General features: G+C 70.4%; 27 protein-coding genes. 13 read left to right on the top strand and 14 right to left on the bottom strand.

Annotated features, from left to right (window positions below):
• Positions 1-9: 9 nt before the first annotated feature.
• Positions 10-450, bottom strand: a complete 441-nt coding sequence (locus tag AC6RUA_RS01395; protein WP_499814175.1) for a universal stress protein — start codon at positions 448-450, stop codon at positions 10-12.
• A 126-nt stretch (positions 451-576) separates the two neighbouring features.
• Between AC6RUA_RS01395 and AC6RUA_RS01390 the strand changes: the two genes are divergently transcribed.
• Positions 577-1,680 carry a DoxX family protein gene (locus AC6RUA_RS01390; RefSeq protein WP_499814174.1) on the top strand — a complete coding sequence of 368 codons (1,104 nt, stop codon included), beginning with the start codon at positions 577-579 and terminating at the stop codon, positions 1,678-1,680.
• Here AC6RUA_RS01390 and AC6RUA_RS01385 read toward each other — a convergent pair.
• The gene (locus AC6RUA_RS01385) at positions 1,661-1,936 is read right to left on the bottom strand and encodes a hypothetical protein (RefSeq protein ID WP_499814173.1); all 276 of its coding nucleotides are present in this window, start codon (positions 1,934-1,936) and stop codon (positions 1,661-1,663) included. The genes AC6RUA_RS01390 and AC6RUA_RS01385 overlap by 20 nt on opposite strands.
• A gap of 85 nt (positions 1,937-2,021) precedes the next feature.
• On the opposite strand from AC6RUA_RS01385, the gene AC6RUA_RS01380 reads away from it, so the two are divergent.
• Positions 2,022-3,527: an RtcB family protein gene (locus tag AC6RUA_RS01380; RefSeq protein ID WP_499814172.1), complete on the top strand. Its 1,506-nt coding sequence runs from the start codon at positions 2,022-2,024 to the stop codon at positions 3,525-3,527.
• Between the two features lie 67 nt (positions 3,528-3,594).
• Here AC6RUA_RS01380 and AC6RUA_RS01375 read toward each other — a convergent pair whose 3' ends face one another.
• Together AC6RUA_RS01375 and AC6RUA_RS01370 are read right to left on the bottom strand one after the other, a co-directional pair.
• A complete protein-coding gene (locus AC6RUA_RS01375; RefSeq protein ID WP_499814171.1) occupies positions 3,595-3,831 on the bottom strand; it encodes an amphi-Trp domain-containing protein in 237 nt (78 codons plus the stop codon).
• A 42-nt stretch (positions 3,832-3,873) separates the two neighbouring features.
• A complete protein-coding gene (locus tag AC6RUA_RS01370) occupies positions 3,874-4,245 on the bottom strand; it encodes a DUF7969 family protein (RefSeq protein ID WP_499814170.1) in 372 nt (123 codons plus the stop codon).
• 108 nt (positions 4,246-4,353) lie between these two features.
• Between AC6RUA_RS01370 and AC6RUA_RS01365 the strand changes: the two genes are divergently transcribed.
• Positions 4,354-4,785: a nuclear transport factor 2 family protein gene (locus tag AC6RUA_RS01365; RefSeq protein WP_499814169.1), complete on the top strand. Its 432-nt coding sequence runs from the start codon at positions 4,354-4,356 to the stop codon at positions 4,783-4,785.
• Complete coding sequence (locus AC6RUA_RS01360; RefSeq protein ID WP_499814168.1) at positions 4,785-5,018, top strand: DUF8527 family protein; 234 nt, start codon at positions 4,785-4,787, stop codon at positions 5,016-5,018. The genes AC6RUA_RS01365 and AC6RUA_RS01360 overlap by 1 nt, the downstream gene beginning before the upstream one ends.
• 54 nt (positions 5,019-5,072) lie before the next feature.
• Here the strand turns inward: AC6RUA_RS01360 and AC6RUA_RS01355 are convergent, their stop codons facing one another.
• Positions 5,073-6,029, bottom strand: a complete 957-nt coding sequence (locus AC6RUA_RS01355) for a zinc-dependent metalloprotease (protein ID WP_499814167.1) — start codon at positions 6,027-6,029, stop codon at positions 5,073-5,075.
• 93 nt (positions 6,030-6,122) lie between these two features.
• On the opposite strand from AC6RUA_RS01355, the gene AC6RUA_RS01350 reads away from it, so the two are divergent.
• Positions 6,123-7,508: an NAD(P)/FAD-dependent oxidoreductase gene (locus AC6RUA_RS01350; RefSeq protein ID WP_499814166.1), complete on the top strand. Its 1,386-nt coding sequence runs from the start codon at positions 6,123-6,125 to the stop codon at positions 7,506-7,508.
• A 30-nt stretch (positions 7,509-7,538) separates the two neighbouring features.
• On the opposite strand, the gene AC6RUA_RS01345 is transcribed toward AC6RUA_RS01350, so the two are convergent.
• Positions 7,539-8,489: a D-2-hydroxyacid dehydrogenase gene (locus AC6RUA_RS01345; protein ID WP_499814165.1), complete on the bottom strand. Its 951-nt coding sequence runs from the start codon at positions 8,487-8,489 to the stop codon at positions 7,539-7,541.
• Between the two features lie 89 nt (positions 8,490-8,578).
• Positions 8,579-9,295 (bottom strand): fumarylacetoacetate hydrolase family protein, encoded by a 717-nt coding sequence (locus AC6RUA_RS01340; protein ID WP_499814164.1) that lies wholly within the window; start codon positions 9,293-9,295, stop codon positions 8,579-8,581.
• Positions 9,296-9,489: 194 nt separating this feature from the next.
• On the opposite strand from AC6RUA_RS01340, the gene AC6RUA_RS01335 reads away from it, so the two are divergent.
• Entirely contained in the window at positions 9,490-12,510 is a 3,021-nt protein-coding gene (locus tag AC6RUA_RS01335; RefSeq protein ID WP_499814163.1) for an FAD-binding and (Fe-S)-binding domain-containing protein, read from the top strand.
• Positions 12,511-12,562: 52 nt separating this feature from the next.
• Here the strand turns inward: AC6RUA_RS01335 and AC6RUA_RS01330 are convergent, their stop codons facing one another.
• The 3 genes from AC6RUA_RS01330 to AC6RUA_RS01320 all read right to left on the bottom strand — a co-directional run bounded on the left by AC6RUA_RS01330 (position 12,563) and on the right by AC6RUA_RS01320 (position 15,845).
• A complete protein-coding gene (locus tag AC6RUA_RS01330) occupies positions 12,563-13,453 on the bottom strand; it encodes an aldo/keto reductase (protein ID WP_499814162.1) in 891 nt (296 codons plus the stop codon).
• 58 nt (positions 13,454-13,511) lie between these two features.
• The gene (asd, locus tag AC6RUA_RS01325; protein ID WP_499814161.1) at positions 13,512-14,552 is read right to left on the bottom strand and encodes an aspartate-semialdehyde dehydrogenase; all 1,041 of its coding nucleotides are present in this window, start codon (positions 14,550-14,552) and stop codon (positions 13,512-13,514) included.
• Positions 14,553-14,675: 123 nt separating this feature from the next.
• Positions 14,676-15,845 carry a cystathionine gamma-synthase gene (locus AC6RUA_RS01320; RefSeq protein WP_499814160.1) on the bottom strand — a complete coding sequence of 390 codons (1,170 nt, stop codon included), beginning with the start codon at positions 15,843-15,845 and terminating at the stop codon, positions 14,676-14,678.
• Positions 15,846-16,212: 367 nt separating this feature from the next.
• Between AC6RUA_RS01320 and AC6RUA_RS01315 the strand changes: the two genes are divergently transcribed.
• The 4 genes from AC6RUA_RS01315 to AC6RUA_RS01300 are packed head-to-tail and all read left to right on the top strand — an operon-like array spanning position 16,213 to position 19,783.
• A complete protein-coding gene (locus AC6RUA_RS01315; RefSeq protein WP_499814159.1) occupies positions 16,213-16,737 on the top strand; it encodes a transcriptional regulator in 525 nt (174 codons plus the stop codon).
• 51 nt (positions 16,738-16,788) lie between these two features.
• On the top strand, positions 16,789-18,027 hold the full coding sequence (locus AC6RUA_RS01310) for an alanyl-tRNA editing protein (RefSeq protein ID WP_499814158.1): 1,239 nt from the start codon (positions 16,789-16,791) through the stop codon (positions 18,025-18,027).
• Between the two features lie 59 nt (positions 18,028-18,086).
• Complete coding sequence (locus tag AC6RUA_RS01305; RefSeq protein ID WP_499814157.1) at positions 18,087-19,241, top strand: acyl-CoA dehydrogenase family protein; 1,155 nt, start codon at positions 18,087-18,089, stop codon at positions 19,239-19,241.
• A complete protein-coding gene (locus AC6RUA_RS01300; RefSeq protein WP_499814156.1) occupies positions 19,238-19,783 on the top strand; it encodes an HAD family hydrolase in 546 nt (181 codons plus the stop codon). The genes AC6RUA_RS01305 and AC6RUA_RS01300 overlap by 4 nt, the downstream gene beginning before the upstream one ends.
• A 32-nt stretch (positions 19,784-19,815) precedes the next feature.
• On the opposite strand, the gene AC6RUA_RS01295 is transcribed toward AC6RUA_RS01300, so the two are convergent.
• The gene (locus tag AC6RUA_RS01295; protein WP_499814155.1) at positions 19,816-20,049 is read right to left on the bottom strand and encodes a DUF5822 domain-containing protein; all 234 of its coding nucleotides are present in this window, start codon (positions 20,047-20,049) and stop codon (positions 19,816-19,818) included.
• 113 nt (positions 20,050-20,162) lie between these two features.
• On the opposite strand from AC6RUA_RS01295, the gene panB reads away from it, so the two are divergent.
• Positions 20,163-20,975 (top strand): 3-methyl-2-oxobutanoate hydroxymethyltransferase, encoded by an 813-nt coding sequence (panB, locus tag AC6RUA_RS01290; protein WP_499814154.1) that lies wholly within the window; start codon positions 20,163-20,165, stop codon positions 20,973-20,975.
• 169 nt (positions 20,976-21,144) lie between these two features.
• Here the strand turns inward: panB and AC6RUA_RS01285 are convergent, their stop codons facing one another.
• Positions 21,145-21,915: an alpha/beta fold hydrolase gene (locus AC6RUA_RS01285; protein ID WP_499814153.1), complete on the bottom strand. Its 771-nt coding sequence runs from the start codon at positions 21,913-21,915 to the stop codon at positions 21,145-21,147.
• Between the two features lie 153 nt (positions 21,916-22,068).
• Between AC6RUA_RS01285 and AC6RUA_RS01280 the strand changes: the two genes are divergently transcribed.
• Together AC6RUA_RS01280 and AC6RUA_RS01275 are read left to right on the top strand one after the other, a co-directional pair.
• Positions 22,069-22,317, top strand: coding sequence for a DUF7127 family protein (locus tag AC6RUA_RS01280; protein ID WP_499814152.1), 249 nt, complete (start codon positions 22,069-22,071; stop codon positions 22,315-22,317).
• On the top strand, positions 22,314-24,572 hold the full coding sequence (locus tag AC6RUA_RS01275; protein WP_499814151.1) for a CDC48 family AAA ATPase: 2,259 nt from the start codon (positions 22,314-22,316) through the stop codon (positions 24,570-24,572). Before AC6RUA_RS01280 ends, AC6RUA_RS01275 begins: the two co-directional genes overlap by 4 nt.
• Before the next feature lie 37 nt (positions 24,573-24,609).
• On the opposite strand, the gene AC6RUA_RS01270 is transcribed toward AC6RUA_RS01275, so the two are convergent.
• Both AC6RUA_RS01270 and AC6RUA_RS01265 read right to left on the bottom strand, forming a co-directional pair.
• Positions 24,610-24,852: a DUF7976 family protein gene (locus AC6RUA_RS01270; protein WP_499814150.1), complete on the bottom strand. Its 243-nt coding sequence runs from the start codon at positions 24,850-24,852 to the stop codon at positions 24,610-24,612.
• A gap of 594 nt (positions 24,853-25,446) precedes the next feature.
• On the bottom strand, positions 25,447-26,205 hold the full coding sequence (locus AC6RUA_RS01265) for an IclR family transcriptional regulator (protein ID WP_499814149.1): 759 nt from the start codon (positions 26,203-26,205) through the stop codon (positions 25,447-25,449).
• Between the last annotated feature and the right edge of the window lie 101 nt (positions 26,206-26,306).

Here is a 26,306-nt window from a genome sequence, read left to right as displayed (position 1 = left end):
TCGGCACGTTCAGGACTCGACCCGGACCGTGAGGACGGGGACGGACGACCCCCTGACGACCTTCTCGGCGACGCTCCCCAGCAGGAGGCGGTCGATGCCGCCGCGGCCGTGCGTCCCCATGACGACGAGGTCACACCCCTGCTCCTCGGCGTAGCGGACGATCTCGCTGCTGGGGGTACCGTCGATGATCGCCGTCTCGACGGGCACGTCGAAGTCGTCCCCCAGCGCCTCTACCATCCGCACCGCGTCTTCGGCGTCGGCCCGGAGCATCTCGTCGACGCCCTCCCACGACGACTCCATCGGCATGCCGGCGTAGGAGGCCGAGTTCACGACGTACAGCGCGTGTACCGTCGCGCCGTGTTCGACCGCGAGGTCGATGGCGTGCTGGACCGCCCGCTCGACGCCGTCCGAGCCGTCCGTCGGGACGAGGATGCGCTCGTACAGGCCCATGTGAACGTCTGTCGTACCCTGTCGCTCGCGTCTCTTAAACGTTCGCCCCGAACCGGGTCGTGTCGTGCGTTTCCCGCTTCGGGACTCGGCGCCGGGTTTAGGTCCGGTGCGACGGACCCGTCCCGTATGGACACCAGGCGACCCGTGCTCGCGTGGAGCGTCGGGCTGGTCGGCGCGCTGGCGGCCGCGACGGGCGTCGCCGCGGCCCACGTCGAGTACGTCACGACGACCGGCGAGCGGGGGGACCCGGTGGCGTTCCTCGCGGCGTCGCTGTCGACCCCGTCGGTCGCGGGCGCGCTCCTCGTCGGTGCGCTCGCCGTGCTGGGAACGATGGTCGGCTACCTCCGCGTCCGACCGCTGTCGACCGACGTGCGCGCCCTGCGACGGGCGCTCGCGGACTACCGCGACCTGGTCCCGTGGCTGCTCCGACTCAGCCTCGGCCTGCCGATGGTCGGTGCCGGCTACACGGGTTACCTGTTCACGCCGCTCCTGACGGCCTCGGAGACGGCGATTCCGGCCCGGCTGTTCGGCGTCGCGGTCGGGTTTCTGCTCCTGTTCGGTCTCGCGACTCGGTTCGTCGCGGCCGTCGCGCTCCTCGTCTACCTCGTCGTCCTCCCGCTGCACCCCGAGGCGTTCTTCGCGTTCGAGTACGCGGCGGGTCTGCTCGCCGTCGTCGCCGTCGGCGGGGGGCGTCCGAGCGCCGACCACGTCATCCGGCGGATGGCGTCGAACGAGGAGACGGCGTACTCGCGGGTCGACCCGCTGTACCGTCGCGTCGCGGTGCCCGTCGGCCGGCGAATCGACGCCCTCCAGCCGTTCGTCCCCACCGTCGTCCGCGTCGGGATGGGCGTCGCGTTCGTCTACCTCGCGCTGGCGGAGAAACTGCTCGTGCCCGCGCGGGCGCTCGCCGTCGTCGCGAAGTACGACCTCACCGCGGTGCTCGCGGCGCCGCCCGAGTTGTGGGTGCTCGGCGCGGCGTTCACGGAACTGTTCATCGGCCTCCTCCTCGTCGTGGGTCTGTTCACGCGGGCCGCGTCCGCCGCGGCGTTCGCGGTGTTCACCACGACGCTGTTCGGTCTGCCAGACGACCCGGTGCTCGCGCACGTCTCCCTGTTCGGACTCGTCTCGGTCCTGCTCGTCACCGGCGCCGGACCGCTGGCGATCGACGCGCGACTCGCGGGGAGCGAGGCGGAGCGGGCCGCCCAGTCGCTCACTCGGACCGCCGGTTGACGGACCCGCGGCTCCCGACGAGCGCTTTCCGTCCGCCCGCCACCCCGAACAGGAACCCCGAGAGGAACAGGAGTTCGTTCCCGTAGTAGAACCCCCGCAGCACGCTGTCGACCACGTTCGTCACGGGTGCGGGCGCGGCGAGACCGAGCAGGAACAGCACGAGCGCGAGCACCGCGGCCAGTCCGGCGAGCCAGCTCGTGAGCCGGCCGGCGACGTACCCGACGACGAGCACCAGGAGGAGGGCGAAGAGGTCCATACCCCCCGATACTCGCTCCGGGGGGATAGTCGCGCCGCCCGGCGAGCCGACACGCTATTTGTGTGCGGCGAGCGAACCGTCGACTATGACCACACGCGAGTTCGGAGACATCGAACTGGAGCGCGTCCGCGAGCACGTCTGGGAGATGCCGCGCGAGGGCGAGATGCGCGTTCCCGCGCGCGTGCTGGCGAGCGAGGCGTTGCTCGAACAGGTCGCAGACGACAAGACGCTCCAGCAGTTGCGCAACGCCACCCACCTGCCGGGTATCACGACCCACGCCCTGTGCATGCCCGACGGTCACCAGGGGTACGGCTTCCCCGTCGGCGGCGTCGGCGCGACGGACACCGAGGAGGGGTGTATCTCGCCCGGCGCGGTCGGGTACGACATCAACTGCGGCGTCAGGATGGTGAAGACGAGCCTGACGTACGACGACGTGCGGGGCAAGGAGGAGGAACTCGTCGACAGCCTGTTCGCGAACGTGCCGTCGGGACTGGGCGGCGGCGGCGTCGTCGAGGACGACGTCGACACCGTCGAGCAGGTGCTGGCGCGCGGGATGGACTGGGCGCTCGAACACGACTACGCCGTCGCGGACGACCTGACACACTGCGAAGACGAGGGCCAGCGGCCGGACGCGCGTCCCGAGTTCGTCTCCGAGAAGGCGAAGAACCGCGGGAAGAACCAGCTCGGGAGCCTCGGGTCGGGCAACCACTTCCTCGAGGTCCAGCGGGTGACCGACGTGTTCGACGAGGCGGTGGCCGACTCGTTCGGACTGACGGAAGACCAGATAGTGGTGCTCATCCACTGCGGGTCGCGGGGGCTGGGCCACCAGGTCTGTTCGGACTACCTCCGGAAGATAGAGCGGGAACACGCCGACCTGCTCGAAGCGTTGCCCGACACGGAACTCGCGGCGGCGCCAGCGGGGTCGGCGTTGGCCGAGGAGTACTACGGCGCGATGTGCGCGGCCATCAACTTCGCGTGGGTGAACCGACAGCTCATCACTCACCGCACGCGCCGGGTGTTCGAGCGGGTGTTCCGCGACGACTGGGAGACGCTCGGGATGGACCTGCTGTACGACGTGGCGCACAACATCGCGAAGAAGGAGGTCCACGACGTCGGAGTCGACGCGGACGGGCGGGCGGTGGCGAGCGAGCGAGCCGTCGACACCGAGGAGCGCGAACTCTACGTCCACCGCAAGGGGGCGACGCGGGCGTTCCCCGCCGGCCGCCCGGAGGTGCCGCGGGCGTACCGCGACGTGGGTCAGCCGGTCATCATCCCGGGGAGCATGGGAGCGGGGAGCTACGTCCTCGTCGGCGGCGAGCGGTCGATGAGCGAGACGTTCGGGTCGACGGCTCACGGCGCCGGCCGGACGATGAGCCGGACGCGGGCGAAACAGGAGTACTGGGGCGAGACGGTGCGCGACGAACTCCGGGACCAGAACGCCATCTACGTGAAGGCCCAGTCGGGCGCTACCGTCGCCGAGGAGGCACCCGGCGTCTACAAGGACGTCGACGAGGTGGTCCGGGTGAGCCACGAACTCGGCATCGGCGACAAGGTGGTCCGGACCTACCCGGTGTGTAACATCAAGGGGTAGGTGGTCGTCGGCCGCGTCGGCTCCCCGCGACGGTCGGCACCGACTCGGTCGGTACGGGGGTGCGACGCTACTCAGGCCGCCAGTCCATCTTCACGGTCACGCTCTCGCGGTTCCCGCGCAGGAGCGAGGAACTCTCGCGCACGCCTACCTCGAACGCGATGGAACTCGGCGGCTGGACGGTCACCGTCTTGTTACCTACCCGAACGTCGCAGTCGCCGTCTCGTACCTCGGCGGCGAGCGCTTCGAGTCGGTCGGCGGCCTCCTCGCGCGTCAACTCCTCCTCCGAGATGGTCTTCTCTGCCATACCCGTGTTCCGGGAGCCACCGGAAAAAGCGCGCTGGCCCGCTCAGTAGAACCCGCCGGACCCGGACCCCGACGGACCGCGCGGGCCGTCCGGCGAGTCGGGCGTCGGCGGCCCGCGCCCCTCTGCGAGTTCGACGCGCTCGGGGCGGCGGGGGTCGAGTTCCTCTCCGTCCGCGAACTTCACGAACGAGAGGTAGAACCGCTCCCCGCACCCCTCCTCCCGGTCGCGCATCACCGACTCGTCGCCGCAGGTGAAGACGACGCCGTCGGCCGCCTCCACGTCGCCGTCCGGGTCGACGTACGCCCAGCCGTCGAACGGGTGGGGCGTGACCGCCTTGTCGGCGAGGTAGCCGTCGCGCTCCAGTTCGACGACCGCCTCACAGCGCGGACAGTAGTAGCTGACCGGGTATCCCATACCGGGTACAGGGGTCGGCGTCACTTCCGCCTGTCGGGGGCGTCGGGCGACCGGTCGCGCCGCTCGGGAGCGTCGCGTTGAAACCCCCCGCGGCCCACCGTCCGGACGATGACGCCAGGGACGACGACGCCAGAGGAGACGGTGCGAGCGTACTACGACGCCCTCCGCGCGGGCGACCCGCTCGCCCCCTTCTTCGTCGAGTCGCCCGACGTGGTGAAGTTCGGCATCGGCGAGCGACTGACGGGCTACGCCGCGGTGGCACGCGGCCTGCGCGAGCAGACCCGGACGACCGAGGACTGGACGGTCGAGAGCCGCGACCTCCGAACCGTCCTCCGCGACGGCGACACCGCGGACCCCGCGGGAGCGACCCACGCCGCCTTCTCCGACGACGTGCGGATGGCGTGGTACGACGCGGAGTCGTTCCGCGAGCACGACCACGAGACCCGGTGGAGCGGGACGCTCACCCGGGTCGGGGAGGAGGGAGCCGACCGCGAGTGGGCGTTCCTCGGGATGCACGTCTCGACGGGGTCGGACGCCTGATGGTCGGACCGAGCATCACGGACGAGGAGCGAGACGTCGCCAACAGGCGGCTGAAGATAGGGTTCGTCGTACTGGTGGCCGCCTCGGGGGGACTGGTCGCGTTCGAGGCGGGCGGGACGCCGCTGCAACTGCTCGCGGGTGTCGTCGGCGGTCTGGTCATCGGGGTCGCCCTCCTCTGGTTCGTCGTGCGGACGCTCCGGGAGTTCCAGCCGACCCGGAGACCCCGGCGGTAATCGCAGGCGTCGGACCCGGTTTCCTCCGCGTGGCGACCCCTCGCGTGCGGGTCGCTACGCCACCCGGCGCAGCCACAGGCCGGGGTCGTCGAGTTCCGCGTCGGTCGGGAGGTTCGTCGGCTGCTCCCACACCAGACTCGCCGTCGCCAGGTCGCGTTCGTCCGCGACGGCCTCGAAGAACGCGGCGCCCCGCTCGTACTGCCGGCGCTTCATGCCGAACCCGAGGAGGCGCTTGAGCAGGCGCGTTAGCGGGTCGCCGCCGCCGCGGCGCGCGTCGAGTTTCGCACGCAGGTCGGCGTACTCGTCGTCGAACGCGCGGTCCATCAGCAGTTCCGCGTACCCCTCGACGGCGGTCATGGTCGTGTTCAACTCCGCGAACGCGTTCCGGTCGAGTCGCCCGGCCGCCAGCGCGTCGAGACCCTCCTCCATGCGGGCTTCGAGGTAGCCGGGGAGCCACGGGGCGGCGCCGAACTCCGCGGCGTGCGCCACCTCGTGGAAGGCGATCCAGCGCCGGAAGCGCGGGTAGTCCACGTCGAGTTCGACCGCGACGCGCCGGATGTTCGGGCGGACGAAGTAGAGCCCGTGGTCCTCCGAGTCCGCGAGCAACAGCGGGTCGTACTGGCCGAGGACGTTGCGCGCGAGGAACGCGAGCGTCACCGCCATCGTCCCGGTGTTCACCGAGCGGGCCAGCCCGGGGAACACGCCGCCGCCGCGCTCCTCGATGGGGCGCATCACCCGGCGGAACGTGTCGACGTTCGCGTCGATCCAGTGGTGACGGTTCTGTACCTCGACCGACTCCGGTAGGTCGAACTCGACGCCGCTCGCGGTCCGGAGGCCGTCGCGCGCGGCGCGCACGTCGGCGCGGTAGCCGGCCCGCTCGGCGTCGGTCAGCCGGAGGTCGCCGGGCTCGCACCCTCCCTTCGCCGCCTCCGCGACGGCGTCCCAGTCGACGACGCCCGAGGGTGCCTCGGCCGCGTCGGCGATGGCCCGGATACTCCGCGAGATGTCCATACGGCCACTGGGGTGGGGGGCCGGATATGTCTTCTGCGCTCCGTCCGCGTCCGGTTCGGGGGCTTTATTAGCGAAACACGGTCCCTACCACGCATGCAACGCGTCGATGTCGCCATCGTCGGCGGCGGGCCGGCGGGGTCCTCGGCCGCCCACGCGGCCGCCAGCGGCGGTGCGGACGCTCTCGTGCTGGAGAAGGGGGTGCCGCGCGCGGACCGCGACCGCCTCGGACCGGACTCGACCGACGCCGCGGGTATCCTCGACTACTGGGTGGACATCATGGGCATCCACCCCGACGAGTTCCCCGACGGCGTCGTCCAGCAGACGCTCGACAGGGCGGAGTTCGTCGGCCCGACCGAGCGGTGTACGCTCCGCGCCACCGGAATCGACTCCTCGTACGACCGCTTCGGGTACACGATGCACCGCGCCCGCTTCGACGACTTCCTGCGCGACCGGGCGGAGGCGGCGGGCGCGGCGTACCGCGTCAAGGCCTCGGTCAGGGACGTCGAGACTGACCTCTCGGGCGCCGAGGGTCCCAGGCACACCCTCCGCCTGGCGTCGGGCGAGGACGTGAGCGCGGACTTCCTCGTGCTCGCGGACGGGCCGCAGCGCACCGTCACCAACCGGGTGCTCGACCGGTTCCTCCCGGCGGGCGAACAGGCCAGCGACCGCCTCGCCTCGACGCGGGCGAACCACATCGCCTACCAGGAGTACCGCCGCTTCCCCCGCGAGGCGTACGAGGACGTCTCGGGCGCCATCCGGTTCTGGTGGGGGGTCATGCCCGGCCACACCGCCTACCCGTGGGTGTTTCCCAACGCCGACGGCGTCTGTCGCGTCGGGTTGACGATGCCAATCGGGATGGACCTCGACGCCGTCGCCGACCGGGACGCGTACGCGCTGCTCCGGCCGGGGGACGAGCGGATTCCCTCGGGGGGCGAGTACATCCGGCGCCTGCTCGAACGGGAGTACGGCGACGAGTACGACGTCGAGACCGACTTCCCGCTGGTCGAGGACGCCGGCAAGTCGAAGGGGACGGAGACGTACCCCATCTCCTCGACGCGCCCCATCGAGTCGCCCACGGCGGCCGGCATCGCCGTGGCCGGCGGCGCGATGGGCGCGACATCCTCGTTCCACGAGGGCGGCGACCACGTGGCGGTCCGGACCGGCGCGATAGCCGGCGAACTCGCCGCGGTGGGCGACATGCGCCGGTACAACGAGCGGTGGCAGTCGGCTATCGGCGAGGAGGTCGTCCGCAACGTCGCCATGGCCGACATGTGCCGCGACTACGGTCCCGACGACTGGGACCACGTGTTCCGGACCGCCCGGGATATGCTCGCGGAGGAACGGGGGTTCGGCATGTTCGAGCAGAAGTTCGCCGCCGGCATCGACGCGTCGCGGCTCCTGTTCGGCTACAAGTGGCACAAGTGGCGGCTCCGCGGTGAGCGGTACGTCCAACTGCGCGAGGACGAGTACGTGTTCTGAGTCCGCTCTCCTCGCTCTCCCCTGCCGGACTCAGACGACCTGGTTCTCGAGGTTCTCGGCGCGTCCCGTCTCTTCGATGCGCTCGACGTTCTCCGCGAGGACGTCCGCGACCCGGTCGAAGTACTTCGGCGTGTGACCGGCGTTGTGGGGAGTGACGTGCACGTCGTCGAACCCCCACAGCGGGTGGTCCTCCGGGAGCGGTTCGGGGTCGGTCACGTCGAGGAACGCGCCCGCGAGGTCGTTCGCCCGGAGTGCGGACACGAGCGCGTCCGTGTCGACGACCGGCCCGCGGGCGATGTTCACGAGCGTCGCGTGCGGCGGGAGCGTCCGGAGCGCATCCTCGTCGACGAGGCCCTCCGTGGCGTCGGTGAGCGGGCACGCCAGCACGAGGTGGTCGGTCCGCGCGAGCGCCTCGTGGAGGTCCGAGAAGCCGAACACCTCCTCGGCCGGTCCGCCCTTCTCGGGCGAGTAGCGCACGCCGAGGCGTTCGACGCCGAACGGTTCCAGCCTCCCGAGAATCGCCTCGCCGATCGCCCCGAGGCCGACGACGGTCACCGTCGAGTCGTACAGTTCGCGGGTCTTGTACGAGCGCCACTCGCGGCGGTCCTGCTGGCGCGTCGCCCGTCGGAAGTCGCGCGCGAGCGAGACCAGCGCGCCGACGACGTACTCCGAGATGTTCGGCGCGTGGACGCCCGAACCGTTCGTGACGGCGACGCCCGCCTCGCGGAACGCGTCGAGGTCGAGGTGGCCCGTCCCGGCGTACACGCCCGCGAACAGGACGAGGTCGTCCGCGGCGTCGAGCGACGACTCCAGGGAGAACCCCTCTCCCGTCACCACGTCCGCGTCCGCGATGGCCGCGCGCTCCTCGTCGGGCGTGCGCGCGAGGACGACGTCGTGGTCGGGGAGGAGGTCCCGGAGCGCAGCGGCGTACTCGTCGGCCGGGTGTCCGTGTATCTTCTGGCGCGTGACGACGATGTTCATACCGGGCGCGACGCGGTGGGGTCACTTAGTCGCGCCGGGGGCGAGCGCGGCGGCCGGACGAGGGGGGAGCCGACGACGCCGGCCGTCGCTCAGCGCGGGTCGACGATGTCGTTCGCGAGCGTCCCGACGCCCTCGTACGTTATCTCGACGGTGTCACCCGGCTCGACCACGCCCGGGTTCGCGGGACTGCCGAACGCCACCGCGTCGCCCGGACGGAAGGTGAACCGCTGTGAGAGGAACGCGACCACCTCGTACGGGTCGAACAGCATCAGCTCCGTGTTCGACTCCTGTCGGCGCTCACCGGAGACGTCCGTGTGCATCGCCACGTTCGTCGGGTCGAGGTCAGTCTCCAGCCACGGGCCGAGCGGACCGGAGGCGTCGAACGCCTTGCGCGCGGTGCGCCCGGGCTGGTCGAGCGCGTCGAGGTCGTTCATCACGGTGTAGCCGCGGACCACGTCGGACACGTCCTCGGGGTCGAGTTCGCGACACTGCTCGTCGACGACGGCGACCAGTTCGCCCGCGTACGTGAGTTCCCCCGTCCACTGGGGGTACGGCACCGGGTCGCGGTGGCCGACGACCGACGCCGGCGGCTTGACGAAGAAGTCGGGCTCCTCGGGGCGGTCGTACTCCATCTGGTCGAGCGTCGCCGCGAAGTTCCGGCCGACGCAGTACACCGCCGACGGCTCGCACGGCGGGAGCAGGTCGCGGCCGTTCACGTCGTACTCGGCGTCGTTGGTCACGAGCGTCCCGTCGCGGAGTTCGCCCGCGCGTATCCCGTCCTGCGTTCGGACGCGTGCCAGTCGCATACCACTCCCCGGGGGGCGAGCGTGAAAGGCGTGCCGGAGTCGGACGACGCCGGCGTCGTCCGGACGCGACCGTCCGCCGTTCGGCCCGTGCGAGTCGGCGCGGGCGAGTGGACCCCGGTCGCGACGGTCGGGTGTCAGGCGGCATAGTTCCTTCCTAACAAATCACTTTAGTCCACCCGTTGCCACCGGCCGGTATGGCTACTGAGCGGGACGGAAGCGGGCCGGGCGTCTCGGCCGCCGCCCTGGGGTACGACCGGCCGGACGTTCCCGCGTACGAGGCGCTCGCGACGGCGTTGCGCGAGCGTGTCGACGGCGAGGTCCAGTTCGACGAGTACGCGCAGGTGCTGTACGCCACCGACGGGAGCATCTACCAGGCGCGCCCGGCGGGCGTCGTCTGTCCGCGCGACGTCGACGACGTGCAGGCGGCGATGCGGGTGGCGGCCGACCACGACGTGCCGGTGTTACCCCGCGGCGCGGGGTCGTCGCTCGCGGGACAGACCGTCGGTCCCGGCTGCGTCGTCCTCGACCTGTCGCGCCACATGGACGGGATACTCGACGTCGACCCGGGGGCGCGGACGGCGACGGTCCAGCCGGGGGTCGTCCAGGACCACCTCGACGACGCGCTCGCGGAGTACGGCCTGAAGTTCGCGCCCGACCCGGCCTCGTCGGCGCGCGCGACTGTCGGCGGCGGCCTCGGCAACAACTCCACGGGCGCGCACTCGGTGCGCTACGGCATCTCCGACGCGTACACCGAGGAACTCGACGTGGTGCTCGCGGACGGGTCGCTCATCCACACCCGCGAGGTCGTCCTCGACTCCCCCGAGTGGGACGACATCGTCGGGAAGGCCGACCGCGAGGCCGAACTCTACCGGACGGTCCGCGGACTGGTCGAGGAGCACGAGACCGAGATCGAGGCGCGCTACCCGGAACTCAAGCGGTCCGTCTCGGGGTACAACCTCCACAAGGCCGTCTACGAGACCGAGTCCGGCGAGGAGGTCATCAACCTCAGCAAACTGTTCGTCGGCGCGGAGGGGACGCTCGGCACCATCGTGCGGGCGACGGTCTCGCTCGTCACCCGGCCCGAGGAGACGGCGCTCGCGCTCTACTGCTTCGACGACCTCGTGGAGGCGATGCGGGCCGTCCCGGTCGCGCTCTCGTACCCGGTGAGCGCGGTCGAGTTGATGGACGACGAGGTGTTCCGACTCGCGCGCGAGTCGACCGAGTACGCCCAGTACGAGGAGCCGATTCCGGAGGGTACCGCCGCGGCGCTGATGCTGGAGTGGGACTCGGAAGTCGTCGACGACTTCCACGGCGCGGTCGCCGACACCACCCGCGAGTTCGTCACCGAGGGGGCGGCGTTCGACGTTATCGAGGCGTACGACGACGAGGAACAAGCCGACATCTGGAAGCTTCGGAAGGCCGCCATCCCGCTGCTGATGAGCCTGGAGGGCGACCCGAAGCCGTACCCGTTCATCGAGGACGCGTCCGTCCCGCCCGAGGAGTTGGCCGAGTACGTCACCGAGTTCGAGGCGGTGCTCGACGCACACGACACCTCGGCCGCCTACTTCGCGCACGCCGGCGCGGGGACGCTCCATATCCGGCCCATCCTCAACCTGAAGGACGCCGACGGCATCGAGGCGATGCACTCCATCGCCGATGACGTGACCGACCTCGTGGTCAAACACCACGGCTCCTTCTCGGGCGAGCACGGCGACGGCCTGGCGCGCACGGAGTTCAACCCCAAGATGTACGGGCCGGAGCTGTGGACCGCGTTTCAGGACCTCAAGGCCGCGTTCGACCCGGACTGGCGGATGAATCCCGGGAAGGTCGTCTACACCGACGCCGAGACGGCCGCGGACCGGGGCTACCCCGAGACGGCCGCCGACGCGGACATGCGCGAGAACCTCCGGTACGGCGCCGCGTACCAGTCGCTCGAACCCCAGACCGCGCTCGACTTCTCCGAGGAGGGCGGCTTCTCGCACCTCGTCGAACTGTGTAACGGCTGCGGGACGTGCAGGCAGACGCGGGGGGACGTGATGTGCCCGACGTACCGCGCCTCCCGCGAGGAGATTCAGACCACCCGGGGCCGGGCGAACATGCTCCGGGCGGCCATCTCGGGCGAACTCGACGAGGAGGAACTCCACTCCGAGCGGTTCCAAGAGGAGGTGCTGGGGCTGTGCGTCGGCTGCAAGGGCTGTCAGTCCGACTGCCCCACGGGCGTCGACCTGGCGAAGCTGAAAGCCGAGGTGAAACACCAGCACCACCAGCGCGACGGCGCGGGGGTTCGGGACCGGCTGTTCGCCGACATCGACGCCGTGAGCAGGCTGGGGAGCGCGCTCGCGCCGCTGGCGAACGCGGCGACGAGCGTCCCCGGCGCGCGCTGGGTCATGGAGCGCACCCTCGGTATCGCCGAGGACAGGAAGCTACCCACGTTCACGCGCGAGACGCTGTTCGACCGCTTCGAGGCCCGCGGCGGCCCGTGGGTGACCGAGGAGGCCGCCGAGGCGCGCGTCGTCCTGTTCCCGGACACGTACACGACGTACAGCGCGCCCGAAATCGGGATGGCGGCCGTCGAGGTGCTCGAGGCGGCCGGCGTCCGGGTGGAACTACCGACCGACCTCGCGCCGTCCGGGCGGGCGGCGTTCTCGGGCGGGTTCCTCGACAGGGCGCGCGAGCGGGCCGAACACAACGTCGCCGCCCTCGGAGACGCCGTCGCGGACGGCTACTCGGTGGTGTTCGTCGAGCCGTCGGACGCCGTGATGTTCCAGGACGAGTACCGCGACCTGCTCGACGGGGAGGCGGTGGAGGCCGTCTCGGCGGCCGCCTACGGCGTCTGTGAGTACCTCGACGCCGCGCGAGCCGACGAGCGTATCGAGTTCGCCCCCGTCGAGGAGTCGCTGGCGTACCACGGCCACTGCAACCAGAAGGCGACAAACAAGGACCACCACGCGGTGGGCGTGCTCCGGCGGGCGGGCTACGAGGTGGACCCGCTCGACACCTCCTGTTGCGGGATGGCCGGGAGCTTCGGCTACGAGCGCGAGCACTACGACCTCTCGAAGGCCATCGGCTCGCTGCTGTTCGACGCGGCCGACGCGAGCGACGCCGACACCGTCACCGCGCCGGGCACCTCCTGCCGGACGCAACTGTCCGACCGCGAGGGAGTCGAGGACCGACCCTCGCACCCGGTCGAGAAGTTGGCCGAGGCGCTGGCGTAACCGGCGGTTCCGAGGCGGCGGGGAACCGGACTGTGACCCCCCGTCCGGCGCCTCAGAACGGTCCCTGCCCCTGCGCGATGCTCTTCGCCGTGCGGAGCTTCGACGGCTGGCGGACCGCCAGCATCTCGGCGTCCGTGAGTTCGAAGTCGAACACGTCGAGGTTGGCCGCGAGGTGCTCGCGGCTCGTCGCCTTCGGAATCGCACAGACGCCCGACTGCTGGACGAGCCAGCGAATCGCCACCTGCGCGGGCGACTTCCCGTACCGCCGCCCGATGCGTTTCAGCCGGTCGTCGCGGAGCACGCCGCCCTGCCCGAGCGGGCTGTACGCGGTGACGAGCACGTCCTCGCGCAGGCAGTAGTCGAGCAGGTCGGACTGGTCCCAGTACGGGTGGTACTGCACCTGGTCGGCGAGGACGGGCGCGTCGGCGCGCTTGCGGGCGGCCTTCAGCCGCTCGGGGCCGAAGTTGCTCACGCCGAGGTGGTCCACCCTCCCCGCCTCGCGCAGGTCGGCCATCGCGTCTAGCGTCTCGCCCGTCGAGACCGACGCCGAGTCGGGCGCGAGTGGTTCGGGGATGTCGGCCCAGTCCGGGAGCACGTCGTCGACGAGCGGCATCCCGTCGTTCGGCCAGTGGACGTACAGCAGGTCCACCCGGTCGAGTCCGAGTCGGTCGAGGCTCGCCTCGACGCCCGCCCGAACGTCGGCGGCAGCGCGGTGGTCGCCGTCGAGTTTCGTCGCGACGAACAGGTCCTCGCGGTCGACGTCCGACCCGGCGATGGCGGCGCCCACGTCCGCCTCGTTGTCGTACGCCTGTGCGGTGTCGATGTGGCGGTAGCCCAGTTCCAGCGCGTCGGCGACCGTACGTCGACACTCGCGGCCCTCGAGCCGCCACGTCCCCAGCCCGACGGCCGGTACGTCTACGCCCTGCACGGTCACGTGTTCCATCTCCATCCTCGCGTTCCACGACCGTCGGGGTGAATAGTGTGCTGGCGGCCGCGCCCGCTCAGAGCCAGCCGTCGTTCGCGAGCAGTTCGCCGTTGAGCACCGACGCGCCGGCCGCGCCGCGAATGGTATTGTGCGCGAGGCAGTTGTACTTCACGCCGCGCGGCGTCGACTGCACGCCGCCGGCGACCACCTGCATCCCGTCGCCGCGCATGCGGTCCATCCGCGGCTGGGGACGCTCGGGGTTCTCCGGCCCGAACACGTGGATGAGCGGGTCCGGCGAGGAGTGGAGGTCCGCGCCGGGGTACGCCGCCAGCGTCTCGCGCACGTCCTCGGGCGAGGCGTCCTCGGCGAGTTCGGCGAACACGTTCTCCAGGTGGCCGTCGAGCGTCGGGATGCGGTTGCACGAGGCGGCGACTTCCACCTCGTGGTCGGCGAGTTCCGCGCCGTCGAACGAGCCGAGCAGCTTCCGGCTCTCGCGCTCCATCTTCTCCTCCTCCCCGCCGATGTGCGGGATGGCGTTGTCGAGTATCTCCATCGACGTGACGCCCGAGTAGCCCGCGCCGGACACCGCCTGGAGCGTCGAGACGTGGACGCGCTCCAGCCCGAACTCGTCGAGGGCGGCCAGCGTCGGCACCATCGTGATGGTCGAGCAGTTGGGGTTCTTCACGAGCGCGCCGTCCCACCCGCGCGTCTCCCGCTGGACCTCGATGACGTCGAGGTGTCCCGGATTCACCTCGGGGATGGTGAGCGGCACGTCGTCGGCCAGCCGGTCGTTCGAGGAGTTCGAGGAGACGACGTAGCCCGCCTCGCACAGGTCGGGTTCCACCTCGGCGGCGACGCCGGAGGGGAGCGAGGAGAACAGCAGGTCCAGGTCGTCCGGGAGCGCGTCCGCGCTGGTCTCTCTGACCGTGAGGTCGGCTACGTCGTCGGGGATGGGAGTGTCGACGCGCCACTTGGCCGCCTCCGCGTACGGGACGCCCGCGCTCGCGTCGCTCGCGGTGACGCACGCCAACTCGAACGTCGGGTGGTCGTCGAGCAACTGGATGAACCGCTGGCCCACTGCGCCCGTCGCGCCGAGGACGCCGACTCGGTAACTCATTGTGCGCCCGTCTGTCACACGTCCATAAGACGGTTCGGATTCGGGCGGGGACGGCGATGTTTGCCGCGAGTCCGGCGGCGGCGTGACCCCCGTCTGCCACCCCCTCGGACGCGAGCTACCGGGTCACAGCGCCGCGTCGAACGCGGCGTCGAGGTCTGTTTTCATGTCGTCGACGTGCTCGATGCCCACCGAGACGCGGACCAGGCCGTCGGTCAGGCCGGCGGCGAGGCGCTCCTCGCGCGGGATGGCGGCGTGCGTCATCGCCGCGGGCTGTTCGATGAGGCTCTCGACGCCGCCGAGGCTCTCCGCGAGCGCGAACACCTCCGTCTCCTCGACCACCGTCGAGGCCTGTTCGAGCGTGCCGTCCACCTCGAACGAGAGCATGCCGCCGAAGTCGTCCATCTGCTCGGCGGCGAGTTCGTGGTGCGGGTGCGACTCCAGCCCCGGGTAGTACACCCGGTCGACGGCGTCGTGGGCGTCCAGCCAGCGAGCGAGTTCCGTCGCGTTCTCGCAGTGCCGGTCCATCCGCACGGGCAGGGTCTTGGTCCCGCGGAGCACGAGGAAGCAGTCGAACGGCGACGGCGTCGCGCCCACCGAGTTCTGGTAGAATCCGACGTCCGCGTCGAGCGCCTCGTCGTCGGTGACGAGCGCACCGCCCACCACGTCCGAGTGGCCGCCGAGGTACTTGGTGAGCGAGTGCGAGACGATGTCGGCGCCGTGTTCGAGCGGACGCTGGAGGTACGGCGTCGCGAAGGTGTTGTCGACCGCACACAGCGCGTCGTACTCGTGGGCGATGGTCGCGAGCGCGCCGATGTCGTTCACGTTCATCAGCGGGTTGGTCGGCGTCTCGACCCACACGAGTTCCGTCGACTCGCGCATCGCGTCGCGCACCGCGTCGTGGTCGGTCGTGTCCACGAAGTCGAACGAGAGGTCGTACTTGTCGTACACCTGCGTGAAGATGCGGTGGGTGCCGCCGTACACGTCGTCGCCGGCGACGACGTGGTCGCCGGCCTCGAGCAGGTTCAGCACCGTGTTGATAGAGCCCATGCCAGAGGAGAACGCGCGGCCGTACGCACCCCCCTCCAGCGCCGCGAGGTTCGCCTCCAGGTCCGTCCGCGTCGGGTTGCCCGTCCGGCTGTACTCGTAGCCGCGGTGGTCGCCGGGGGCGTCCTGCTCGTACGTGGAGTTGGCGTAGATGGGCGTCATCAGCGCGCCCGTCTCCTCGTCGGGTTCCTGCCCGGCGTGGACGGCGTCGGTCTCGATGCGGAACGCGCGCTCCGAGTCGTCGTTCATACGCCACCGTCCGTCGGCGACCCGCCTGACTCTTGTCATCCGAGGCGACGCCGCCGTCGGGACGGGTTCGGTCGAGCGCGCCGGCTGAGCGTCCGCCGAACCGCCGTCTGGTGTCACTCGGGGGGTCACGCCGGTGAACCTGAACCGGGCGCCGCCCGTCTCGCTCTCGGTCAGCGCACACGTCCACCCGTACGCCTCGACGAACTCGTCGATGTACGCCAGTCCGAGTCCGTCCCCGCGCCTCCCGGAGTCGGTCGTGTACCCCGGCTCGAACGACGTCTCGTGCTCGTCGGTCGGCCGCCGAATCCGACCAGCGGCAACCGACGGAAACGCGGGTTTCAAATCGACAGGGCCGCTACAATGGCGTATGGCCAAGTACTCTACGGGGGGCGGCGGCGGCGGGGGGTCGGGCGACGCCTGCGAACTGTGCGGGCGAGAGGACGTGAACCTCACGCGGACGAACGTGGCGGGAGCGGACCTGCTCGTCTGCTCTAGCTGCGCGCCCCACGGCGAGAACCGCTCGACGGAGCGCAAGCAGTCCGAGCAGGAGGGCGGGTCGCGCGACGACACCGAGCCGAACCGGAGGAAGCGCGCCGCGCAGAACACCGCACGGATGCTCGACGCCTCCCAGGGGAACCGCAAGCGGTGGGAGGAGGAGGGGACCGACTACGAGGAGGACCGCCTCCCGTACCTCGTGAAGGGGTACGGCGAGCGCGTGGAGGCGGCGAGACAGGAGGCGGGGCTCACGTCCGAGGAACTCGCGGCCGAACTCGACGCCGACGAGGAGGACGTGCTCGCGGTCGAACAGGGTCGCGCCGCCCGCGCGGGCGTCGGCGGGTCGTTCGTCCGGGAACTGGAGGACAGACTCGACGTGCGCCTCGTGGAACAGTAAGCGACTGCCGCGGGCGACTCACTTTTCCCGTCCGGGCGTCCACTCGCGTGCATGAGCGGCACGCTGGCCCCCGCGGAACCCGGGGTCCGGGAGTTCGAGACGACGGTACACAGCGTCGACGGGACCGACGTCGTGCTGGACGAGACGTACTTCTACGCCGAGGCGGGCGGCCAGCCGGCCGACCGGGGGACGCTCGCCGGGGTCGAGGTGACCGACGTGCAGGCGGCGGGCGACGGGACGGTCGTCCACACGCTGGCCGAGGCGCCGTCGGCCGACCCGGGCGACACCGTGACGGGCGTCGTCGACGACGAGTTCCGGACGTACTGCATGCGGGCACACACCGCGAGCCACGCGCTGTACGGCGCGGGGCGCGACCTGCTCGACGACCTGGGGTACGGCGGGTTCGGCATCGGCGCCGTCCCGGAGGACCAGCGGAGCGACGGCGACGCCGTCAGCGGGAAGGTCCGGGTCGACTTCACCACTTCGACCGACATCGACGACGACGTGCTGGTCGAGTTGGAGCGGTTGGTCAACCGCGCGGTGTGGGACTCCCGCGCGGTGTCCTGGGAGGAGGTACCCGTCGACGAGGCGCGCGGCCGCGAGGAGGTGGCCTTCAACACCAAGACCGAGGAGGGCGTGATGGCCGACGCCGACGCGGTCAGGGTCGTCACCGTCGACGGCTGGGACTGGGCCGCCTGTGGAGGCACACACGTCTCGAACACGCGCGAAATCGGACCGGTCACCGTCCTCGACCGCTCGAACCCGGGCGAGGGACTGACGCGAGTCGAGTTCGCCGTCGGGCCGGCGGGCATCGAGCGCCGGGCGCGGGACCACCGGGCGGCGCTCGCGGCGGCGCGAGAACTCGGCACGAGCGTCGAGACGCTCGCCGACGAGGCGCGGCGACTGCGCGCGGAGCGCGACGACCTGGAGGCCGAACTCGCGGACCTCCGCGCGGAGGCGCTCGACGCCCGCCTCGCGGACCTCGACGGCGTGGAGCGCGACGGCCGGACGTGGCTCGTCGGGAGCGTCGACGGCTTCGACGCCAACGCGGTCGGCGAGCGGGCGAAACAGCGGGTCGACGACGGCGCGTCGGTCGTGGCCGTCGTCGGCGAGGGGGACGCGCCGTTCGTCGTCGTCGCCAGCGACGGCGACGTGGACGCGGGCGACGTCGTCGCGGACCTCACCGACGAGTTCGGCGGCGGCGGCGGCGGCGGCCCGACGTTCGCGCAGGGGGGCGGCCTCTCGGCCGACGCCGACGAGGTGGTCGCGGCGCTCCGCTCGCGGGGCTGACGCGGCGGTCGAACGCGAGAGAGAGACACGTTTTAACCCCGCGGCCCGCACTCGGGGGTATGGCGAACGCGTACTCGTACTCGCCCTCCGCGCTGTCTGCCGAAGAGCGGGCCGTTCGCGAACTCGTCCGCGAGTTCGCGGTCGAGGAGGTCCGGCCGGGCGCGCGCGAGGCCGACGCCGAGGGGGCGTTCCCCGAGGACGTCTGGGACGACCTCGCGGCCCTCGACTTGACCGGGCTGACGGTCCCGGCGGAGTACGGCGGCTACCACGCGGACCGCTCGACGTACGCGGTCGTGAACGAGGAGTTGGCGTACGGCCAGTTGGCCGTCGCGACGGCGCTGTCGGTCCACTGTCTCGCCACCTCCTGCATCGCCGAGTTCGGGAGCCAGCGCGTGAAAGACGAGTGGCTCCCCGAGATGGTCGACGGCCGCCCGGTGGGGGCGTTCTGTCTCTCGGAACCGGACGCCGGCTCGAACCCCGCCGAGATGTCGACCACCGCGACCCGCGAGGGCGACGAGTACGTCCTGACGGGCGACAAGCAGTGGATAACCAACGGCGCGCGCGCCGGCGTCTACGTCGTCTTCGCGAAGACCGACCGCGACGACCCGCGCTCCATCACGCAGTTCCTCGTTCCCGCGGACTTCGACGGCGTCGAGGTGGGACGCAAGGAGGAGAAACTGGGCCTGCGCGCGTCCGACACGGTCCAGATGCGGTTCGACGGGGTCAGACTCCCCGAGCGGTACCGGCTCACGCCCGACGGGGAGGGACTCGCCTCGGCGTTCCACGTCCTCACGGGCGGCCGCATCGCCATCGCGGCGCAGGCGGTCGGCGTCGCACAGGCCGCGCTCGACGCGGCGACGGAGTACGCGGGCGAACGGGAGCAGTTCGACCGGCCCATCGCGGCGTTCCAGACCATCCGCCACAAGGTCGCCGAGATGGCGACGAAGACCCAGGCGTCGCGTCTCCTGGTTCGGGAGGCGGCGCGGCAGTCGGACGCGGGCGAGGATTCTCGACTACTGGCGTCGATGGCGAAGTACTTCGCGAGCGAGTCGGCCGTCGACGTGACGAACGAGGCGGTCCAGATTCACGGCGGCTACGGTTACATGGCCGAGTTCGACGTCGAGCGGTTCTACCGCGACTCGAAGGTGACGACCATCTACGAGGGGACGACCGAGATACAGAAGAAGATCATCGCGCGGGAGCTGCTCGGATGACGGCCGCCCCGACCGCCGGCGGAACGTACGACGGGTACGACGCCGTCGTGTTCGACCTCGACGGGACGCTCGTCCACCTCGCGGTCGACTGGGACGCCGCCGAGGCGGAGGCGGCCGCGTTGTTCGAGCGCAACGGACACGACGCCGACGGTGAGGACCTCTGGACGTACCTCGACCGGGCCGACGAAGTCGGCCTCCGCGCCGAGGTGGAGGCGATACTCTCCGAGCACGAGTGCGACGGCGCGCGGCGCTCGCAGCGGCTCGCGCACGCCGACCACCTCCCGCTCTCGGTGCCGACGGGCGTCTGCTCGCTCAACTGCGAGGCGGCCTGCCGGCTGGCGCTCGACACGCACGGACTCGCCGACCACGTCGACGCGGTGGTGGGGCGCGACACCGTCGGAACGTACAAGCCCGACCCGGCGCCGCTGCTCGCGGCGCTCGACGACCTCGGCGTGTCGCCCGAGCACGCGCTGTTCGTGGGCGACTCCGAGCGGGACGCCGTGACGGCCGACCGGGCCGGCGTCTCGTTCGTCTACGTCTGACCTGACCGCGACAGCGCGCTCGATCTCCACGCTCACGCACGGTACGTCCGCGCGTACCAGAACACCGCGACGGCGGTGCAGAACCAGACGACCGCACCGACGCGGACGGCGAACTCCGCGCGGGCGTCCCACGTCGGGAGCGTCGTCGTCGTCGACAGCGCGGCGACGAGCGGTGCGCCGGCCGCGATGGTGAGGACGAACGTCGTCTGCATCACCCAGCCGAAGTCGACTCCGTCCGGGTCGGTCCGCTCGACGCGCTCGGGCACGTCAGCGGGTTCGCCGACGCGAGCAAAGGCCGTGTCGGTTCGCCCGCGACTCCCGCGTCCCCGCCGTCGTGCGGACCGCACGGATTTACGTCGTCGCTCTCGAAGACCCGCGCATGACGACCACGCGAACCCTCCGGGAGAAGGCGGGGAACGAGCCGATAACCATGCTCACGGCGTACGACGCACCCACGGCCGCCGTCGTCGAGGCGGCCGGCGTCGACGCCGTCCTCGTCGGGGACAGCATGGGGAACGCGGTGCTCGGCTACGACTCGACGCTCCCGGTGACGTTCGAGGAGGTGAAGAGCAGGACGGCCGCGGTGGCGCGCGCGACGGACGACGCCCTCGTCGTCGCCGACATGCCGTTCCTCTCCTTCGGCGTCGACGACGCCGAGAGCGTCGAGAACGCGGGGCTGTTGCTCAAGGAGGCGAACGCGGACGCGGTCAAACTGGAGAGCGGACCGCACACCGTCGAGTTGACCGAGCGACTCGCGGACCTCGGCATCCCGGTGATGGCGCACCTCGGACTCACCCCTCAGCACGTGAACCAACTCGGGGGGTACCGGCGTCAGGGCACCGACCGCGACGCGGCAGAGGGCATCCTCGAGCTCGCGCGCGACCACGAGGCGGCGGGGGCGTTCTCGCTCGTTCTCGAGCACGTCCCCGCGAACCTCGCGGCGCAGGTCACCGACGCGCTCGACGTTCCGACCATCGGTATCGGGGCCGGCCCCGACACGGACGGGCAGGTGCTCGTCGTCACCGACGTGCTCGGACTGAGCGAGCGGTCGCCGCCGTTCGCCGAGCAGTTCGGTGACGTGCGCGCCGAGATGGAGCGCGCCGTCTCCGGGTTCACGGCGGCGGTCGAACGCGGCGAGTTCCCGGGCGAGGAGCACAGTCACGTGGAAACCGGCGTCGACGACCTGTACTGAGCGGGGTGCTGACCGGCGGCCGAACGCGCCCCGGGACGCGTGGCCGCACGACCGCGTGGCGCCCCGGGGGGGGGGAATCAGGTCACGAGGAGCCTGCCCGCGTTCTGGTACCTAAACGCTCGTTCTCGTTCGTCTCACGGCCGGGTCGGCGGGACGCCCGTGCGCCGGGTCAGAGCCGGTCGAGGAGCGACTCGACGGCCGCGTTGAACGCCGTCGGCCGTTCGAGCATCGCGAGGTGGGCGGCGTCCTCGACGACGGCTAGGTCGCAGTCGGGCATCTCGTCCGCGAGGTACTCGTGGTAGTGGCGCGGCGTCAACTGGTCGTACTCGCCGACGACGGCGACCGCCGGCACGTCGACGGCGTCCACCCGGTCGCGGACGTCGAACGCGTGGCAGGTCCGGAAGTCGCGCTCGGTCACGGCGCGGCCCGTCTCGCGCATCGCCGCCGCCGACTGGTCGACGTAGCGTTCGTCCGGGTCGTGAAACAGACGGTCCTCGGCGTGGAGGAACTCGACCGCACGCTCGAAGTCGTCCGCCAGCCAGCCGAGCAGGTCGTCGAGGACCGCGAGCCGCGCGCCGGTCCCCGCGAGGACGAGTCCGTCGACCGGGAGGTCACGCTCGAGCGCGACCCACATCGCGACGGCCCCTCCCAGCGAGGTGCCGACGAGCGCGCGCGCGCCGACGGCTCGCGCGACGGCAGTCACGTCGTCGGCGTACGCCTCGAGCGCCTCCGGCCCGGCGGTCGCGTCGACGTCGTCGCTCTCCCCGTGGCCGCTCAGATCGAGCGCCGCAACCGAGGCGCGGTCGGCGAGCCGCGTCTGCGCTCGCCAGACGTCCGCCGTTCCACCGCTCCCGTGAATACAGAGGAGCGGTGGCCCGTCGCCGCCGCGGTCCGAGACGCGGTACGCCGTCTCCCGCCCCCGATGGTCGACCGTCTCCATACCGCCCCGTTCGGACCGGCGAGCATAAAGGCGTGCACCGGACGCTGTCGCGGTGAACCGCAACACGACCGCCAGTTCGACGAACCGGAAGACGACGCGGGACTAGCCGGGGAAACAGTTAAATACTCACGACGATTACTTGTCGTTAGCAAGATGAGTCAACGATACTCGACTGGTCGGCAAGAGCGGTTCGTGCGTCGCTACGAGTACGACGACGGGACCGTCGTGGCGGCCGACCTGAACACGGGGGAGGGAGCCGTCTCCGTCGACGTCGTCGACGAGACCGCCATCGTGGTCGTCGACCGCGAGGGGGGCGAGGACGAGTTCGAGTTCGACCTCCCCGGCCCGGCCGCAAGTGTTGACACCCACAACGGCGTACTCACCATCAGGGTCGAACGATGAAGCTCACCGTCAAACCGCTCAAGCAGAAGGACGCGGGTCGCCGACTGGCGGCCATCGACCGCGTCGCCGCCGACGAACTCGGCCTGTCCGGGGGCGACTACATCCGCATCTCGGGCGACTCGACCGCCATCGCGCGCGTGTGGCCCGGCTACCCGGAGGACGACGACACCAAGGTCGTCCGTATCGACGGCCAGCTCCGCCAGGAGGCCGGCGTCGGCATCGACGACCGCGTGGAGGTCGAAGCCGCCGACGTCGAACCCGCCCAGCGCATCACCATCGCGCTCCCGCAGCAGTTCGGCATCCGCGGGAACGTCGGCTCCATCATCCGGGACAAGCTCTCGGGCCAGCCCGTCACGCAGGGCCAGACTATCCGGTTCCCGCTGGGGCTGGGACTCATGGGCGGCGGCTCGCAGGCCGTCCCGCTGAAGGTCGCCTCCACCTCCCCGTCGGGGACGGTCGTCATCACGGACTCGACCGAGGTGGAGATAAGCGAGCGCCCCGCCGAGGAGATAACCGAGAGCGCCGCGGGCGACGCGGAGACGCCCGACGTGACATACGAGGACATCGGGGGACTCGACTCCGAACTCGAACAGGTCCGCGAGATGATCGAGTTGCCGATGCGCCACCCGGAACTGTTCAAGCGCCTCGGTATCGAGCCGCCGAAGGGCGTGCTCCTGCACGGCCCGCCCGGCACGGGGAAGACGCTCATCGCCAAGGCCGTCGCCAACGAGATCGACGCGCACTTCCACACCGTCTCCGGGCCGGAGATCATGTCGAAGTACTACGGCGAGTCGGAAGAACAGCTCCGCGAGGTGTTCGAGGAGGCGTCCGAGAACGCCCCGGCCATCATCTTCATGGACGAACTCGACTCCATCGCGCCCAAGCGCGAGGAGGCCGGCGGCGACGTGGAGCGCCGGGTCGTCGCCCAGCTCCTCTCGCTGATGGACGGGCTGGAGGAGCGCGGCGAGGTCGTCGTCATCGGCGCGACCAACCGGGTCGACGCCATCGACCCCGCGCTCCGGCGCGGCGGGCGGTTCGACCGCGAGATCGAGATCGGCGTCCCCGACCGTGACGGCCGCAAGGAGATCCTGCAGGTCCACACCCGGAACATGCCGCTGACGGACGGCGTGGACCTCGACGAGTACGCCGAGTCGACCCACGGGTTCGTCGGCGCCGACCTCGAGTCGCTGGCGAAGGAGGCCGGGATGAACGCGCTCCGGCGCATCCGTCCGCAACTCGACCTGGAGGCCGACGAGATCGACGCGGAGGTCCTCGAGTCCATCGAGATCACCGACGCCGACGTGAAAGACGCCATGAAGGGCGTCGAACCCTCCGCGCTCCGGGAGGTGTTCGTCGAGGTGCCCGACGTGGTCTGGGAGGACGTCGGCGGACTGGAGAGCACCAAGGAGCGCCTCCGCGAGACCATCCAGTGGCCGCTCGACTACCCCGAGGTGTTCGAGGCGATGGACATGGAGTCGGCGAAGGGCGTGTTGATGTACGGTCCCCCCGGCACGGGGAAGACCCTGCTCGCGAAGGCCGTCGCCAACGAGTCCGAGTCCAACTTCATCTCCGTGAAGGGACCGGAACTGCTGAACAAGTTCGTGGGCGAGTCCGAGAAGGGGGTGCGCGAGGTGTTCAGCAAGGCCCGCGAGAACGCGCCGACCATCGTCTTCTTCGACGAGATCGACGCCATCGCGACCGAACGCGGGAAGAACACCAGCGACTCCGGCGTGAGCGAACGGGTCGTCTCCCAACTGCTCACCGAACTCGACGGGCTGGAGACGCTCGAGGACGTGGTCGTCATCGCCACCACGAACCGGCCGGACCTCATCGACTCCGCGCTGTTGCGGCCGGGCCGTCTCGACAGGCACGTCCACGTGCCCGTGCCCGACGAGGACGCCCGCCGGAAGATCTTCGAGGTACACACCAAACACAAACCGCTCGCGGACGACGTCGACCTCGACAAACTCGCCCGCCGGACCGAGGGGTACGTCGGCGCCGACATCGAGGCGGTCTGTCGCGAGGCGTCGATGAACGCCTCCCGGGAGTTCATCGAGTCGGTGACTCCCGACGAGATCGACGACTCCGTCGGCAACGTGCGGGTGACGATGGAGCACTTCGAGGACGCACTCGACGAGGTGAACCCGTCGGTCACCGAGGAGACGCGCGAGCGCTACCGCGAGATCGAACAGCGGTTCCAGAACCGGGAGGCCCGCGAGGAGCGCGAGGCCGACCTCGGCCGCACGTTCCAGTAGTTCCGGCGGCCAGCCGGGTTCGGGGACCCGCGTCGACTCACTCCCGCCGCAACCCGCCGCGGTCCTTTATCTCCATGATGTGCCGGACGTTCCGGTAGATCTCTTCGGGCGAGGTGTCCTCGTCCGGGTCGTACAGGTCGGACACGCGGTACAGCAGTGCGGAAAGCTGCCTCGACTCGCTCGATTCGCCCCGAACGTCCTCCGCAACGCTACGGAGCAGGGCGCGGCGCGTCTCGTCCGGGTGGAACGCGTCGTCCGGGTCGCTCACGTCTCTCTCCACGCGACCGCGAAGCTAATCGCTTGCTGATTCGAGCGCCGAGCACTCGTAGGTCCTCGAACCAGATAGAAAAGGCAATATATTCTATGTACTTATCATAATCATATTATATTCATTACCTGTTCCGCGGCATGTCGTTCAGCGGGCCGCGAACGGCGAATAGACGACGAGAAGAGGGTGGAGCCGGGCCCGAAGCGGAGTCGGCTCCACGAGTTCCGTCGAGCCGGTATCGACCGAGAATTCCTCGCTCGCGGACCCCGTGAACGCGGTCGAGTCCACTCCTCGGTTCGAACCGAGCGAAGTACACTATTTCTGCTCGGATTCGAAATATAACAATATCTGAGTATATCTGTCCTCGGTGGGCGACTGGTCGGTCGACGCGTCTGGGAGTAGACGATTACAAATATACGGTTGTAATTCCTGTAGTGAGCCGGGAGCTACGGCGAGGCGCCGCCCGCGGAGCGAAGGCGCCGAGACCGTCGACGTCGGGCGCTTTCGTGTCAACGAGCGCCACCGTGCTGGGGGCCCGGTCCCGCAGAGCGGGGGCGACCGGAGCGGACGACGGGTCGACGTGGTAGGGGCCGGGTTGGTTCGGACTCACGAGGTCCTGATCTCCCGCTCAACGGTCTTGGCCGCGGAGATGACCAGGCCGACGACGTCCTCTTCGAGCCGCTTTCCCGACAGGTACTGGACGGTCCCGGTGGCGCTTATCGACCCGACGGGTCGCTCGGCGCCGTCGAGAATCGGCGACGCCACGCACTGGACTCCCTCGTCGAACTCCTCCCGGTCGAACGCGACCCGTCTGTCACGAATCGACTGGAGTTCCTCCTCCAGCGCCGACCGGTCGGTGATCGTCTTGTCGGTGAGCGCCGGGAGGCCAACCCTGTCGACGATTTCCTCCCGTTCGTCGTCGTCGAGGTACGCCAGAATCGCTTTTCCGCCGGCTGTCGCGTGCAGGGGGACGACGTCTCCCTCTTCCCGGCGCGCCCGGTCGCTCCTTTCCCGGTTGATGCCGAGCGCGTGGACGGCGTGATCGTTCTCCCGGACCAGGAAGTTCGTCGTGTGGCCCGTCGTCTCGGCGAGTTGCGTGACGACCGGTTCCACCACGTCGAACGGGAGCCGGTCGCGTGCCCGTCGTCCGAGCGCCAGGAACCGCAGGCTCAAGTGGTACTCGTCGCCGCGCCGGACCAGGTAGCCAAGCCGGGTGAGCGTCTGGACGTGCTTGTAGACGGCGCTCTTCGAGAGCCCGACCTCGCGGGCCAGTTCGCTGACCCCGCTTCCGCCGTCCGCCTGCACCTGCTCGATGATGTCGAAACACGTCGCGGTCGCCTTCACCATCGTCCCGTTCTTGGCCATGAACCCCGAACGGTATCCGCGAGCAAAAGCGTTCGCTATCGGAGAACGGTAGTGCCCCGTGTGGTCCGACTCGAGTCATCTTTCCCTGAATCCGGAACGAA

Source organism: Halorarum sp. SLYT50 (assembly GCF_059821265.1).
The sequence above is the reverse complement of the archived record's forward strand: the minus strand, read 5'-3'. Positions and strand labels throughout refer to the sequence as shown.